The sequence below is a fragment of the Serpentinimonas barnesii genome (genome assembly GCF_000696225.1).
In the GTDB taxonomy this organism is placed as follows: Bacteria; Pseudomonadota; Gammaproteobacteria; order Burkholderiales; family Burkholderiaceae_C; genus Serpentinimonas; species Serpentinimonas barnesii.
On sequence record NZ_BAWN01000006.1, the window covers coordinates 101,935 to 116,080 of the forward strand.

General features: G+C 65.8%; 9 protein-coding genes and 1 tRNA gene. 4 read left to right on the top strand and 6 right to left on the bottom strand.

Features of this window, described 5'->3' with window-relative positions:
• Nucleotides 1-14: 14 nt before the first annotated feature.
• Nucleotides 15-1,025 (bottom strand): PstS family phosphate ABC transporter substrate-binding protein, encoded by a 1,011-nt coding sequence (locus SRAH_RS02345; protein WP_029461748.1) that lies wholly within the window; start codon nt 1,023-1,025, stop codon nt 15-17.
• 199 nt (nt 1,026-1,224) lie between these two features.
• On the opposite strand from SRAH_RS02345, the gene ligA reads away from it, so the two are divergent.
• Nucleotides 1,225-3,429: an NAD-dependent DNA ligase LigA gene (ligA, locus tag SRAH_RS02350; RefSeq protein ID WP_029461749.1), complete on the top strand. Its 2,205-nt coding sequence runs from the start codon at nt 1,225-1,227 to the stop codon at nt 3,427-3,429.
• 184 nt (nt 3,430-3,613) lie between these two features.
• Here the strand turns inward: ligA and SRAH_RS02355 are convergent, their stop codons facing one another.
• Both SRAH_RS02355 and map read right to left on the bottom strand, forming a co-directional pair.
• Nucleotides 3,614-6,331 (bottom strand): [protein-PII] uridylyltransferase, encoded by a 2,718-nt coding sequence (locus tag SRAH_RS02355; RefSeq protein ID WP_082210024.1) that lies wholly within the window; start codon nt 6,329-6,331, stop codon nt 3,614-3,616.
• Nucleotides 6,332-6,381: 50 nt separating this feature from the next.
• Entirely contained in the window at nt 6,382-7,194 is an 813-nt protein-coding gene (gene map, locus SRAH_RS02360; protein ID WP_029461751.1) for a type I methionyl aminopeptidase, read from the bottom strand.
• Nucleotides 7,195-7,527: 333 nt separating this feature from the next.
• On the opposite strand from map, the gene SRAH_RS02365 reads away from it, so the two are divergent.
• Nucleotides 7,528-7,782 (top strand): type II toxin-antitoxin system Phd/YefM family antitoxin, encoded by a 255-nt coding sequence (locus SRAH_RS02365; RefSeq protein ID WP_029461752.1) that lies wholly within the window; start codon nt 7,528-7,530, stop codon nt 7,780-7,782.
• Nucleotides 7,775-8,227: a PIN domain-containing protein gene (locus tag SRAH_RS02370; RefSeq protein WP_029461753.1), complete on the top strand. Its 453-nt coding sequence runs from the start codon at nt 7,775-7,777 to the stop codon at nt 8,225-8,227. Before SRAH_RS02365 ends, SRAH_RS02370 begins: the two co-directional genes overlap by 8 nt.
• A gap of 184 nt (nt 8,228-8,411) precedes the next feature.
• On the opposite strand, the gene SRAH_RS02380 is transcribed toward SRAH_RS02370, so the two are convergent.
• The 3 genes from SRAH_RS02380 to SRAH_RS02390 form a co-directional block, all read right to left on the bottom strand.
• Nucleotides 8,412-8,488: transfer RNA gene (locus SRAH_RS02380), tRNA-Arg, on the bottom strand.
• Between the two features lie 54 nt (nt 8,489-8,542).
• Complete coding sequence (locus SRAH_RS02385) at nt 8,543-11,053, bottom strand: sensor domain-containing protein (RefSeq protein WP_052369049.1); 2,511 nt, start codon at nt 11,051-11,053, stop codon at nt 8,543-8,545.
• A 65-nt stretch (nt 11,054-11,118) separates the two neighbouring features.
• Nucleotides 11,119-11,808 (bottom strand): GntR family transcriptional regulator, encoded by a 690-nt coding sequence (locus SRAH_RS02390; protein WP_029461755.1) that lies wholly within the window; start codon nt 11,806-11,808, stop codon nt 11,119-11,121.
• A gap of 142 nt (nt 11,809-11,950) precedes the next feature.
• On the opposite strand from SRAH_RS02390, the gene scpA reads away from it, so the two are divergent.
• On the top strand, nt 11,951-14,137 hold the full coding sequence (gene scpA, locus SRAH_RS02395; protein WP_029461756.1) for a methylmalonyl-CoA mutase: 2,187 nt from the start codon (nt 11,951-11,953) through the stop codon (nt 14,135-14,137).
• Nucleotides 14,138-14,146 lie beyond the last annotated feature (9 nt).

Here is a 14,146-nt window from a genome sequence, read left to right on the forward strand (position 1 = left end):
AGATCAAGTCCAATTTACTGCCGGGGTTCGCGCCGCATCACGTCCTGGATGCGCACGCCCACCACCGGCTCGCCAGTGGCAAAACGGGTGCCCAAGCGGTTGTCGCGCAGGTGCCCGGCCGCCACGGTGTAGGCCTCGGCGGGCAGCGGCACGAAGCCGACTTCGCGTGACAAACGCGCCCCTTGGGCCAGGAAGAACTCGGCGAACTGGCGCACTTCGGGGCGTTGCAACGAGCGCTCGGCCACGTAGATGAACAGCGGGCGCGCCAGCGGCTGGTAGGTGCCGGCGATCACGTTGTCTAGGGTTGGGGCCACGGCGGCCCCGCCAGCCGCCGGGACGATGCTGACCGAGCGCAGCCGCTCCCGGTTGGCTTCGTAGTAGGCCATGCCAAAGTAGCCCAGTGCGCCACGGTCGCGCGCAATGCCCATGACGGTCACGTTGTCGTCTTCGGTCGCCATGTAGTCGGTGCGGCTCTGGCCGCTGCGGCCCATGATGGCTTCGGTGAAGTAGTCGAAAGTGCCCGAAGCCGAGCCGGGGCCAAACAGCGTCAGGGCCTGGTCGGGGAAGGCGGGATCGATCTGGCGCCAGTTGGTGATGCGACCGGTGGCGGTGGGCTCCCAGATGGTGCGCAGTTGCGCCACCGTGAGCTGGCGCGCCCAGGTGTTGTCGCGGTGCACGGCCACGGTAAGGGCGTCGAAGGCCACGGGCAGTTCGATGAAGCGGATGCCGGCGGCGCGGCAGGCCTCGATTTCGGCGGCGCGGGCGGGGCGCGAGGCGCCGGTCACGTCGAGCTCGCCCCGGCAAAAGCGGGCGAAGCCGCCGCCGGTGCCCGACACGCCCACCGTGACGCGCACGTTGCGGTTGGCCCGTTGAAACTCCTCGGCCACCGCCTCGGAGATGGGGAACAGGGTGCTGGAGCCGTCCACCCGCACCGTGGCGGGCTGCGCCCAAGCGGGCGTGAAGGCGGCCACACCGCCCAGCAGGGCAGCAGTGGACAAGGCCAGAAAGGCACGTTTGCTTTGCATGTGAATCTCCAAAGTGAAAAAATCCCTGATCGGCTTGCCTGCGAGCTTTTAACGGCTCTTGGGCAACCGACTGCACCTATCTTCACTGCGCATTGTGAAAAATTGATGACTTTTCCGAGCGCATCGATAGGGCTATGGTCGGCGCTCTGGCTGGCTGGGTTGGATGGGATGGCGGGGCGGTAGTGGGACAATCCAGACCATGCCTGATACGCCCGATTCGCCCGATTCTTCCGATTCGCCCCGCGCACGCCTGCAAGCCCTGCGCGCTTTGTTGCAGCGGCACGCGCACCTCTACCACGTGCTCGATGCGCCCGAGGTGCCCGATGCCCAGTACGACGCCTGGTGGCTAGAACTGTTGCAGCTCGAAGCCCAGCACCCCGAATGGGTGGCGCCCGACTCGCCCAGCCAGCGCGTGGGGGCGCCGGTACGCGAGGGTTTTGCGCCGGTGGCGCACCGGGTGCCGATGCTGAGCATCCGCACCGAAACCGACACCCAGCCCAGCGGCGCCTTGGCCTTTGATGCGCGCCTGCGCAAAGAACTCGGCCTGTCGCCCACCGACCCCGAGCTGGCCTACCTGGCCGAGCCCAAGTTCGACGGGCTGGCCATCAGCCTGCGCTACGAGGCGGGCCTGCTGGTGCAGGCCGCTACCCGGGGTGACGGCGCCACGGGCGAGGACGTAACGCACAGCGTGCGCACCATCAGCACCATCCCCTTGCGGCTCGACGAGCGCGTGCGCCCGGCCCCGGCACGGCTGGAGGTGCGCGGCGAGGTGTTCATGCGCCGCGCCGACTTTGAAGCCCTCAACGAGCGCCAGCGCCAGCGCATCGCGGCCGGGGCCAAGGGCGAAAAAACCTTTGTCAACCCGCGCAATGCGGCGGCCGGGGCGGTGCGGCAACTCGACCCCGCCATCACGGCCGAGCGGAGCCTGAGTTTTTTTGCCTACGGCTGGGGTGAAATTGACTGGCAAGCCGATGCTGCTGCTGCGGGTGCGGGTGCGGGTGCGGGTGCGGGTGCAGGCGTGGGTGCAGGTGAGGTAGGTGCGGCGGCGCAGGCTGGCGCGCCCTCAGCGCCCCCTTTTGCCAGCCAGCACGAGGGCCTGCTGGCCCTGCGCGACTGGGGGCTGCCGGTTTTCGAACTGGTGCAGCGCTGCTGCGGGGCGCAAGAGTTGGTGCAGTACCACCAGCGCATCGGGGCCTTGCGCGACACGCTGCCGTTTGACATCGACGGCGTGGTCTACAAGGTCGATCGCCTCGATTTGCAGCAGCGCCTGGGCTACGTGACGCGCGAGCCGCGCTGGGCCTTGGCGCACAAATACCCGGCGCAAGAGCAGAGCACGCAGGTGCTGGCGATCGAGGTGCAGGTCGGGCGCACCGGCAAGCTCACGCCGGTGGCCCGCTTGGCCCCGGTGTTCGTGGGCGGCGTGACCGTCACCAACGCCACCTTGCACAACGCCGAGGAGGTGCAGCGCAAGGATGTGCGCGTGGGCGACACCGTGATCGTGCGCCGCGCCGGCGACGTGATCCCCGAGGTGGTAGGCGTGCTGCCAGACCTGGGTGCGAGCGGCGCCGCGCGCGGCCCGGCCTGGCAGATGCCGCTGGCCTGCCCGGTGTGCGGCTCTGCCTTGCTGCGCGAGCCCGACTCGCCAGAGCAGCGCTGCGGTGCCGGCTTGAGTTGCCCGGCCCAGCGCAAGCAGGCGCTGTGGCACGCCGTCAGCCGGCGCGCGCTGAACATCGAAGGCCTGGGCGACAAGCTGATCGAGCAACTGGTGGATACGGGCAAGGTGTGCAGCCTGCCCGATCTGTACCGCCTGAACGCGCTCGATCTGGCTGGGCTGGAGCGCATGGCCGACAAATCGGCGCTCAATTTAATGCAGGCGATCGAGGCCTCTAGGCGCACCACGCTGGCCCGCTTGCTGTACGCGCTGGGCATACGCCACGTGGGCGAGCGCACCGCCAAAGACCTGGCGCGCCACTTTGGCAGCTTGCAGCGCTTGCAACAAGCCAGCGAAGAAGAGTTGCTGCAAGTGCCCGATGTGGGGCCGGTGGTGGCGCAAAGCGTGCACGATTTTTTCCGTCAGCCGCCGCACCTCGAATTGCTGGAGCAACTGCGCCAGTGTGGCCTGCACTGGAGCGAGGGCGAAGGGGAGGGTGAAGGTGCGCCTGCGCTCCCTTTGGCTGGCCAAACGCTGGTGCTCACCGGCACCCTGCCCACGCTGTCGCGCGAGCAGGCACAGGCCTTGATCGAGGCCGCTGGCGGCAAGGTCAGCGGCTCGGTGAGCAAGAAAACGGCCTACGTGGTGGCGGGCAGCGAGGCCGGCTCCAAGCTCGAGCGGGCGCGCGAACTGGGTCTGCCAGTGCTCGACGAAGCCGGGCTGCGCGCGCTGCTAAAAGCGGAGGCGGATTAAAGCTGGCCCTCCGAGCCAGCGCCGGGCCGCCCCAAGCTGGCGAGCGCCCCCTCGGGGGGCAGCGCAGCCGCATCAGCGGCAAGCGTGGGGGCTCAACCCAATCGCTGCCGGGCCGCCCCAAGGCGATTGGCGCCCCCTCGGGGGGCAGCGCAGCCGCATCAGCGGCAAGCGTGGGGGCTCCGCTCTAGTCTGATTCGAGCGCGTGCAGCAGGTCGTGGTTTAGCTGCGCCTGCGCCCGCGCCAGGTGCAGGTGTGGGCCGCGAATCAGGAAGGTGTCCTCAACGCGCTCGCCCAGCGTGCTGATCTTGGCCAGTTGCACATCCACCTGATGCTGCGCCAGCACGCGCGCAATCGCGTACAGCAGCCCGATGCGGTCGCTGGACGACACGGTGAGCAGCCAGCGCTGGCCCTTTTCGTCGGGTTGCAGGCCCACGCGAGGCAGGATCGGAAAGCTTTTCACACGGCGCGATAGCCGCCCTTTGCCCGGCGCGGGCAGGGGGCCACCCTGCTGCAGCGCCAGCGGCAAGTCGTTCTCCACCTGCGCGATCCACTCGCGGTGCTGGTCCGGCATGCTGGCCGGCAACACTTGGAAGGTGTCGAGCGCAAAACCATCGAGGGTGGTGTGGATCTTGGCGTCTTGGATGCTAAAACCACCGCGATCAAAATAGGCGCAGGCGCGCACGAACAATTCGGCGTGGTCGGCGGTGTAGATCAAGACCTGCAACCCTTCCCCGATCGGCGACTGGCGCACACGCACCAAGGGGCTGGGCGCGGCCTCGCGCAGTTTTGCACCCAAGCCCGTTGCGCGCTCGTGCAGCACCTTGCTGATCTGGCGCGTGTGCCACGCGATTTCGTCGGCCGAGTGGCGCATGAAGTAGCCCACGTCGAGCTGCTGCCACAGGCGCTGGTGCGCCAGCTGTGGCAGCGCATGCAGCGCCAGCCGGGCCAGCGCCTCGCGTTTGCGCGCTTCGATCTCGGCCGCCGGGTCGGGGGCGCCGCCACCGAGCACGCGCAAAGTGGCGTGGTACAGGTCTTCGAGCAGCTTGCCCTTCCAGGCGTTCCAGACCTTGGGGCTGGTGCCGCGGATGTCGGCCACGGTGAGCAGGTACAGCGCGGTCAGGCGGCGTTCGCTGCCCACCCGGCGCGCAAAGGCGGCGATCACGTCGGGGTCGGACAAGTCTTCTTTTTGCGCCACCCGGCTCATGCTCAGGTGCTCGGCCACAAGGAAGCGGATCAGATCGGCGTCGGCCCGCTCGATGCCGTGCTGGCGCGCAAAGCTGGCCACCTCGCGCGCACCGACCTCGGAGTGGTCGCCCCCGCGGCCCTTGCCGATGTCGTGAAACAAGGCCGCCACGTAAAGCAGCCAGGGCTGGTCCCAGCCTGCGGCCAGGCGCGCGCAAAAGGGGTATTCGTGCGCGTGTTCGGGAATAAAGAAGCGCCGCACATTGCGCAGCACCATCAGGATGTGCTGATCGACCGTGTAGACGTGAAACAGGTCGTGCTGCATCTGCCCAACGGTGCTGCGAAAGGCCCACAGGTAGCGCCCCAGCACCGAGGTCTGGTTCATGAGCCTGAAGGCGTGCGTGATGCCGCTGGGCTGCTGCAAAATGCGCATGAAGGTGGCGCGGTTGCGCGGGTCGCGCCGAAACGCCGCGTTCATCAGCCCGCGTGCGTTGTAGAGCGCGCGCAGGGTGCGCGCCGACAGCCCCGTGATGCCGGGCGCGGTCTGGTGCAGCAAAAAGGTTTCCAGTATGGCTTGCGGGTGCTGCCAGTACAGGTCGTCGCTGGCGATTTCGAGCATGCCGTCTTTGTCGAAAAAATGCTCGGTCAGGGCGCGCAGGGGCGGCGCGTTGCCGCGCTGGTCGGCGTCGATGCGCTCCTGGATGTTGAGCAGCAGCACCTCGTTGAGCTGCGTCACGGCCTTGGCGGCCCAGTAGTAGCGCCGCATCAGGGCTTCGCTGGCGCGGCGTGCGCCGCGGGCGTGCAGGGCTTTGGGGCTTTGTGCCTCATCGCCCTCGAGCTGGGCGCGGTAGCCAAAGGCCTGCGCCAGCGCCGATTGCAAATCGAACACCAGCCGGTCTTCGCGCCGCCCGGCCAGCACGTGCAGCCGGGCCCGAATCAGGCTCAGCAACGCCTCGTTGGCCTTGAGCTGGCGCCCCTCTAGGGCCGTGGCCAGGCCGCGCTGCACCAGCTCGTCCCACGAGTGGCCCAAACCAGCGGCCTTGGCCAGCCAGAGGATGGTGTGCAGGTCGCGCAAGCCTCCGGGCGACTCCTTGCAGTTGGGCTCTAGCGCGTAGGGGGTGTTTTCGAATTTCTGGTGGCGCTGGCGCTGCTCCAGCAACTTGGCCTGCATGAAGGCGCGCGCATCGAGGGCGTCGAACAGCGCGCACACCAGCGACTCAAACGGCTTGCGGGCCCCGGCCAGCCAGCGGCTTTCCAGCAAGGCGGTTTGCACCGTAACGTCGGCGGAGGCCTCGTGCAGGCACTGCGCCTGCGTGCGCACGCTCGATCCGATGCTGAGCCCCATGTCCCAGCAGGCACCAATAAAACCCTCCAACGCCACCTTGACGGCCGGTTGGGCCTCGAGATCGAGCGCCTCGGGCAGCAGCAGCAGCACGTCGATATCGGAATGCGGGAACAGCTCGCCGCGTCCGTAGCCACCCACCGCCACCAGCGTGCAGCCCGGCGGCAGCGCGGCCTGGCGCCAGAGCTGGCGCAACACCTCGTCGGCCAGGCGCGCCAGCCGCCGCAGGGGCGCGTGGATGCCGCGCGCCGTGCCTTCCCAGTGGCCGATGCTCGCCAAAATGGCTGCCCGGTCGCCTTGGTAGCGCTGGCGCAGGGCGGCAAGCGGCAGAGTTGCGGGATCGGCGGCAGGGGTGGCTTGCATGGAATAGGGGGGCATGCAAAACGAGGTGGCTGCGGCAGCCAGTTCGCCAGCCGGCCGGATTGGGTTTAGGCCTGCAGGCGCAGCGCGGTGGGCGGTGGCGGCGGCGAGCCGGCCGAAAGCGTCAGAATTTCGAAGCCGGTTTCGGTGCACAACACGGTGTGCTCCCATTGCGCCGAGAGCGAGCGGTCTTTGGTGGCAATGGTCCAGCCGTCGCCCATTTCGCGGATTTCGCGCCGGCCCTGGTTGATCATGGGCTCAATGGTGAAGGTCATGCCAGCTTGCAGCGCCATGCCGGTGCCGGGGCGGCCATAGTGCAGCACCTGCGGCTCCTCGTGGAATTGCTGCCCGATGCCGTGGCCGCAGAACTCGCGCACCACCGAGTAGCCGGCGGCTTCGGCGTGCTGCTGGATCGCGTACCCGATGTCGCCCAAACGCGCCCCTGGGCGCACACGCTCAATGCCCTTCCACATCGCCTCGTAGGTGATGGTGCACAGGCGCAGCGCCGCCGGGGCCGCGGCACCCACCACGAACATGCGGCTGGTGTCGCCGTGCCAGCCGTCTTTGATGACCGTGACGTCGATGTTGACGATGTCGCCGCGCTTGAGCGGCTTGTCGTTGGGGATACCGTGGCAGATCACCTGGTTGACCGAGGTGCAGATGCTCTTGGGGTAGGGCGCATAACCGCCGGGCGCGTAGTTGAGCGGGGCCGGGATGGCTTGCTGTACCCCAACGATGTAGTCGTGCGCCAGCCGGTCGAGCTCGTTGGTGTTGATGCCGGCTTGCACGAATGGGCCGAGGTAGTCGAGCACCTCGCTGGCCAGGCGCCCGGCGCGGCGCATGCCTTCGATGCCGCTTGCGTCCTTGATGGTGACGGTCATGGGAAGAATGAAAATGGGACGATTGGCCCGCCCGACAGGGGTCGAACCTGTGACCTACGCCTTAGAAGGCGGTTGCGGGCATTTATAGGAAATTGATTTACAACGGGTTTTTGCGTTTTTGCTGAGATTTTGGGCGCATCTGTGGCGCAAACAAATGGCAATGGAGTAACGCAATGATACATGGCGGATGCGGTGCGCCGCCGGGTGTGCTGCCGTGGCGAGGGCCTGTCGCCCAAGGCCCGTCGCGAGCTGCTGGGGCATTCGCAGCTTTCGCTTGCACTGTAAGGCCGGGCAGGTCTAAAATGACCTCATGTAGTCACATAGAGATTCATCATGGAAACATTGCAAATTCGTCAAGCCAAAGCCAGCTTTTCTGCGCTGGTGGCCGCGGCTGAACAAGGCCGCCCCACCTTGGTCAGCCGCCACGGTCAGCCCTGTGCCATGATCGTGCCGGTGGCCGATGGCGCGCGCCTCTACCCGCTGGAAATGCCCAACCTAGCCAACTATCTGTTGGCACTGCCCGAGCCACTGGAAGCGCTGGAGACCGAGCGCGACACCACCCCGCTGCGAGGGGTTGATTTTGACTAAGGGTTATCTGCTGGATACCAGCGTGCTGTCTTTGCTGGCACCCGGACGCGCGGCCTTGCTTGCCACCCCCTTGAGCGACTGGCTGCAAGCGCATCACCAAGCCCTGTTTCTGCCCGCCATAGCCATTGCCGAAATCGCGCAAGGCATCGGCAAGCTGCGCCGCGCCGGTAGCGTCGAGCGTGCCGACCGGCTTGACCGCTGGTTGGACGGCTTATTGGCCAGCTACACCGAGCGCATCTTGCCGCTGGATGCGCAAGCGGCGCGGCTGGCGGGGCAAATTTCCGATGCGGCCATCGCGCAGGGCCGCCACCCCGGCTTTGCCGACGTAGCCATTGCGGCGCTGGCGCAACACGCGGGCCTGCTGCTGCTCACCTGCAACCTCAAACACTTCCAGCCGCTGGGCGTGGCCTGCGCTGACCCACTGGTCGCACTGCCTTCGGAATAAGCATTTACCATGCCCTGATGGCCACCCCAAACTGCAGCGGTGCATTAGCCGATCTTGGATGGTGCTTGCCCTCGAGGGCGTTGAAAGCAGGCGGATGTTCGTCATGCCCGCAGCCGCTATGCAGTTTGTCAGATACTGATCTATATCAGCGACATTAGAAAAGTTCGCTAATCTGTTGTTTTTATGGCCTGCCCGACAGGGGTCGAACCTGTGACCTACGGCTTAGAAGGCCGTTGCTCTATCCAGCTGAGCTACGGGCAGAGGGTGGTGCCGCCATGGTAACGAGACTTGCGCAAGCCAAGGGGCCGTGGGGTCTCAGAGGAAATTGGGATTGATTTTAGCAGTGCGCTGCAAGAAATCGGTGAACGCCGCCGCCGGCATGGGGCGTGCGTAGTGGTGGCCCTGGGCTTCGTCGCAGCCCAAAGCGGCAATGCGTTCGGCCACCGCCGCCGTTTCCACCCCTTCGGCGACGGTGCGCAGCCCCAGGCTGGCGGCCATTTGGATGATGGCGCGCACGATGGCGGCGTCGTCTGGGTCGGTGAGCAGGTCGCGCACAAAAGACTGGTCGATCTTGAGCTTGTCCACCGCAAAGCGCTTGAGGTAGGACAGGCTGGAGTAGCCGGTGCCAAAATCGTCAATCGCGAGCTTCACCCCCATGCCCTTGAGCCGGCGCACCAGGTCGAGCATGGCTTGGGTGTTGTGCAGCAGCAGCGATTCGGTGAGTTCCAGCTCCAGCAGGTGCGCGGGCAAGCCGCTGCGTTGCAGCGCCTGGCGCAGCGTGGCCTCGAGGTCGCCGCGCTTGAACTGCACCGCCGAAAGGTTGACAGCCAGCAGCAGCGGCGGATGGCCGGCATCGAGCCAAGCACGGCCTTGGCGGCAGACCTCTTCAATCACCCAGGCGCCGATGGGCACGATCAGGCCGCTTTCTTCTGCGATCGGGATGAAGCGCGCCGGCGCGATCAGCCCCTGCTCGGGGTGTAGCCAGCGCAGCAGCGCCTCGGCCCCTATCAGGGCGCCAGTGCGCAGATCGAACTGGGGCTGGTAGTGCAATTGCAGCTCGCCTTGCTCAAGCGCCCGGCGCAGGCCGCTGCGCAGCCGCAAGTGCTCGCCAGCCTGCTGACCCATTTCGTCGTTAAAAAAGTGGTGGCTGTTGCGGCCCGACTCTTTGGCCCGGTACATCGCCATATCGGCTTTGCGCAGCAGGGTGTCGAAGTCGCGCCCGTCGCTGGGAAAGAGTGCCACCCCGATCGAAAAACTCAGCACCAGCTCGTGCGAGTCGAGCACAAAGGGGGCCTCCATGCAAGCCGTGATTTTGCCCAGCACCGCCAAGGTGGCGTGCTGGTCAACCAAGTGGCTTAAAAGGGCGATGAACTCGTCGCCCCCTTGGCGGCTCAGGGTGTCGGTGTCGCGCAGACAGCCGAGCAAGCGCTGGGTGACTTGCTGCAGCAGCACATCGCCAGCGGCATGGCCGAGCGTGTCGTTAATTTGCTTGAAATTGTCGAGGTCGAGGCAGAGCAGGGCGAGGTGCTGTTGCTCGCGCTCGGCTTGCGCCAGTGCCTGCTGCAGCCGGTCCTGCAGCAGCAGGCGGTTGGGCAGTCCGGTCAGGGCGTCGTGGTAGGCCAGGTGCGCAATCTGTTGTTCAGCCAATCGGCGTTCAGTGATGTCGCTTGCCAAGGTCAAAAATTCATGCACTTGGCCTTGCTCATCGGGCATCGGGGCCACGGTCAGGCTCACTTCGAAGCGGCTGCCGTCGCGGCGATGGCGTTCGGTTTCAAACTGCAACAGGGTCTGGCCAGCCAGCACGGCATCGATCTGCTGCTGGCATTGCTCGTGCAGGTGCTCGGGCACCATGGGCAGTGTCTGGCCCATGATTTCGTCGGCCCGCCAGCCGAACATGGCCTCGGCCGCCGGGTTCCAGCTCAGCACCTGGTTTTGCCGGTCGCGGGTATAAATGGCCAGCGGGGCGCAGCGAAACATGGCATCGAAGCGCTGGTTGGCGCGCTGCAAGGCCTCGGTGCGTTCGGTCACGCGCCGCTCCAGCTCGGCGTGGGCACTGGCCAACTCCAGCTCTACCGCCTTGCGCTGGCTGATGTCGTCGCTGATCCAGATCGTGATTTTTTCTTCGCCGGCCTGCGGCAGCGCGCGCGCCAGGTGTCGAAACCACACCAAGGAGCCATCGCGGCGGCGGTTGCGCCACTCGATGTCGATGCGCTCGCCGGCGGCCAGACGGGCTCCGATGGCCAAGCCGAAGCGCTGGTAGTCGTCGGCGGAGCTGAAAAAGACCTCGGCGCTGTTGCCCAGCAATTCACCCGGGGCGTAGCCCAGCAGTTCTTCAAAGCGCGGGTTGCAGTGCTCGATCAGGCCGTTGCAGGTAAACAAAATGCCCACGCTGGCGTTTTCGAGTATGGCCTGTTGCTGTATCAGCAGACGGCGCAAGTGCGATTCAGAGCGCTTGCGCTCCCCGATGTCTTCAAGAATCCAAATCGTGCCGTCGGCGCTGTTATCTGGGTTGATGGCTTTGGCGCGCAGGTGGCAATGCACGGCGCTGCCATCGCGCCGGCGCATCAGGCGCTCTTGCTCGAACAATTGGCCTGCGGCCAGCAGATGCGAGGCCTGCTGCCCCATGTCGGCGTAATCGGAGTCGGAAAAGTACAGCACCGAGGCCGGTTGGCCAATCAGTTCGCCCTGCTGCCAGCCAAAAAGCTCGGCTGCGCGCGGGTTGCAATGCTCGACCACGCGCCGGCGCGTGAGCAGAATGCCGACCCAAGCATTTTGCAAAATGGCTTGGTATTCGAGCTCGAGTTGGCTGGGGGCAGAGGCGTTCAAGTCGGGGTTCTTTGCCTAGACATTTCTGTCTTTCTATGGCTATTGAACCGATTTTATTATAGAAATCAGATGGCTGCTCGAAGGCCTTGGGCAAAGTGCGCGGCCATCTGTTGCCGCGCTTGTTCGGCATCGCGCGCTTGCAGCGCCGCCATGAGGGCGCGGTGCTCCTGCAGCGATTGCTGCAAGCGACCTTGGCGCAGCAGCGAGCCGTGGCGGTTGAGCTTCATAACCTTGCGCAGATCGGCCACCACCTGCATGCGCCAGCGATTGCCCGCTAGGTGCAGCAACTGCAGGTGAAAGGCCTCGTTGGCAGCCAGGAAGCGCTCGGGCGAGCTTGGACGGGTGTCGGTGCGGGGTTCGGTGCTGGGCTTTTCCACTTCTTGCGCCGCGTCTTCAAGCTGCTGGTGCAAGTCTTGCAGTTGCTGCATTTGCTCGCCGCTGGCGTGGCGGCAGGCGGCGGCGGCGGCGTCGGCCTCCAGCAGCGCCAGCAGTTCATAGACCTCGCGCAGGTCTTGCTCCGAGACCTCGGTCACGTAGGCGCCGCGGCGCAGCTTCATGGTCACCAGCCCCTCGGCCGCCAGCACCTTGAGCGCTTCGCGCAGCGGGGTGCGGCTGATGCCGAGTTCTTCGGCAATTTTGAGCTCGTCGATCCAACTGCCCGGCGCCAGCTCGCGGCTGAAAATGCGCAGGCGCAGGCGCTCGGCCACCTCTTGGTAGAGGGCGCGCGGGCGCAGGTGGGCGGAAGGAGTGCTCAAAATAGAGGCGCTTGAGGGTTGGGGTGCTGGGTTGTGCAAGCCGCAGATTGTAGCCTGGCTAAAATTTTGAATCAATAATTATAAATGCGCTAGAATCCAGCCACAGCTTGTACGCCCTGCGGGGCTTTGAGAGAGGTTCCCCATGTCGAGTCCCGAGCCTGGTTCCGTGTCTGGCACGCCCTTGCCCCCCGAATTCAAAACCGCCACGCTGGCCGACTGGCGCGCGGCGGCCGCCCAGTCGCTCAAAGGTGCGGCGCCCGAGTCGCTGAATTGGCGCACGCCCGAGGGCATCGTGATCAAGCCGCTCTACACCGCGGCCGATCTGCAGGGCCTGCCCCACACCGACACGCTGCCCGGCTTCGAGCCCTTCATCCGCGGCCCGCAGGCCACCATGTACGCGGTGCGACCTTGGACCATCCGCCAGTACGCTGGTTTTTCGACCGCCGAGGAATCCAACGCCTTTTACCGCCAGGCGCTGGCGGCGGGCGGGCAGGGGGTCTCGGTGGCCTTCGACCTGGCCACGCACCGCGGCTACGACTCGGACCATCCGCGCGTGTTTGGCGACGTCGGCAAGGCCGGGGTGGCGATCGACAGCGTGGAGGACATGAAAATCTTGTTCGACGGCATCGACCTCGGGCGCGTGAGCGTGAGCATGACCATGAACGGCGCCGTGCTGCCGGTGCTGGCCGGCTATGTGGTGGCGGCCGAGGAGCAGGGGGTGGCGCAGGCGGCTTTGAGCGGCACCATCCAGAACGACATCCTCAAAGAATTCATGGTGCGCAACACCTACATCTACCCGCCCGAGCCCTCGATGCGCATCATCGGCGACATCATCGAGTACACGGCGCAGCAGATGCCCAAGTTCAACTCGATCAGCATCAGCGGCTACCACTTGCAAGAGGCTGGTGCCAACCAGGCGCTGGAATTGGCTTTTACGCTCGCCGATGGCCGCGAGTACGTAAAAACCGCCTTGGCCAAGGGCATGGATGTGGACGAGTTTGCGGGCCGCCTGAGCTTTTTCTGGGCGGTGGGGATGAACTTCTACCTCGAAATCGCCAAGATGCGCGCCGCGCGCCTGCTCTGGTGCCGCATCATGAAGGGCTTTGGGGCCAAGAAAGACAAGAGCCTGATGCTGCGCACGCACAGCCAGACCAGCGGCTGGAGCCTGACCGAGCAAGACCCCTACAACAACGTGGTGCGCACCACAATCGAGGCCATGGCGGCGGTGTTTGGCGGCACGCAGAGCCTGCACACCAACTCGTTTGATGAAGCAATCGCGCTGCCGACCGAGTTTTCCTCGCGCATTGCGCGCAACACCCAGCTTATCATCCAAGAAGAAACCCACATCACGAATGTGGTGGACCCGTGGGCCGGCAGCTACCTGATGGAGCGCCTGACACAAGACATGGCGGACCAGGCCTGGGCCCTGATCGAAGAAGTCGATGCCTTGGGCGGCATGACGCGCGCCGTGGATTCGGGCTGGGCCAAGCTCAAAATCGAGGCCAGCGCGGCCGAAAAGCAGGCGCGCATCGACAGCGGGCGCGATGTGATCGTGGGCGTGAACAAATACAAGCTGGCACAAGAAGACGCGATCGACACGCTGGAGGTGGACAACCACAAGGTGCGCGAGCAGCAGGTGGCGCGCTTGCACGCGTTGCGCGCCCAGCGCGACACGGCGGCGGTGCAGGCCGCGCTGGCCGACCTCACGGCGGCGGCACAATCGGGGCAGGGCAATTTATTGGATCTCTCGATTCGCGCCATGCGCCTGCGCGCCACGGTGGGTGAGGTGTCGGACGCGCTGGAGCAGGTTTATGGGCGCCACCGCGCCGACACACAAAAGGTGACTGGGGTGTATGCCGCCGCTTACGACAGTGCCCAAGGCTGGGCCGCCTTGCAGCAGGAGATTGCCGACTTTGCCCAGGCGCAAGGCCGGCAGCCGCGCGTGCTGATTGCCAAGCTCGGCCAAGACGGGCACGACCGCGGCGCCAAGGTGGTGGCCACGGCCTTTGCCGACTTGGGCTTTGATGTGGATATCGGGCCGCTGTTCCAGACCCCCGAAGAATGCGCGCGCCAGGCGATAGAAAACGATGTGCATGCGGTGGGCATCAGCACGCTGGCGGCCGGCCACAAGACGCTGGTGCCGGCCATCATCGAAGAGCTCAAGCGCCAAGGGGCGGATGACATCATCGTCTTCGTCGGCGGCGTGATCCCGCGCCAAGACTACGAATTTTTGTACCAGGCTGGCGTCAAGGGCATCTACGGCCCCGGCACCCCAATCCCAGCCAGCGCCAAGGACGTGCTGGAGCAAATCAAGAAGGCGCTGCGTTGAAGCTGGGCT

What these genes read in the sequence shown, in the direction of transcription:
- ligA (WP_029461749.1), top strand. Translation starts at nt 1,225, where the DNA reads ATGCCTGATACGCCCGATTCGCCCGATTCTTCCGATTCGCCCCGCGCA.
- SRAH_RS02355 (WP_082210024.1), bottom strand. Translation starts at nt 6,331, where the DNA reads ATGCCCCCCTATTCCATGCAAGCCACCCCTGCCGCCGATCCCGCAACT.
- map (WP_029461751.1), bottom strand. Translation starts at nt 7,194, where the DNA reads ATGACCGTCACCATCAAGGACGCAAGCGGCATCGAAGGCATGCGCCGC.
- SRAH_RS02365 (WP_029461752.1), top strand. Translation starts at nt 7,528, where the DNA reads ATGGAAACATTGCAAATTCGTCAAGCCAAAGCCAGCTTTTCTGCGCTG.
- SRAH_RS02345 (WP_029461748.1), bottom strand. Translation starts at nt 1,025, where the DNA reads ATGCAAAGCAAACGTGCCTTTCTGGCCTTGTCCACTGCTGCCCTGCTG.
- scpA (WP_029461756.1), top strand. Translation starts at nt 11,951, where the DNA reads ATGTCGAGTCCCGAGCCTGGTTCCGTGTCTGGCACGCCCTTGCCCCCC.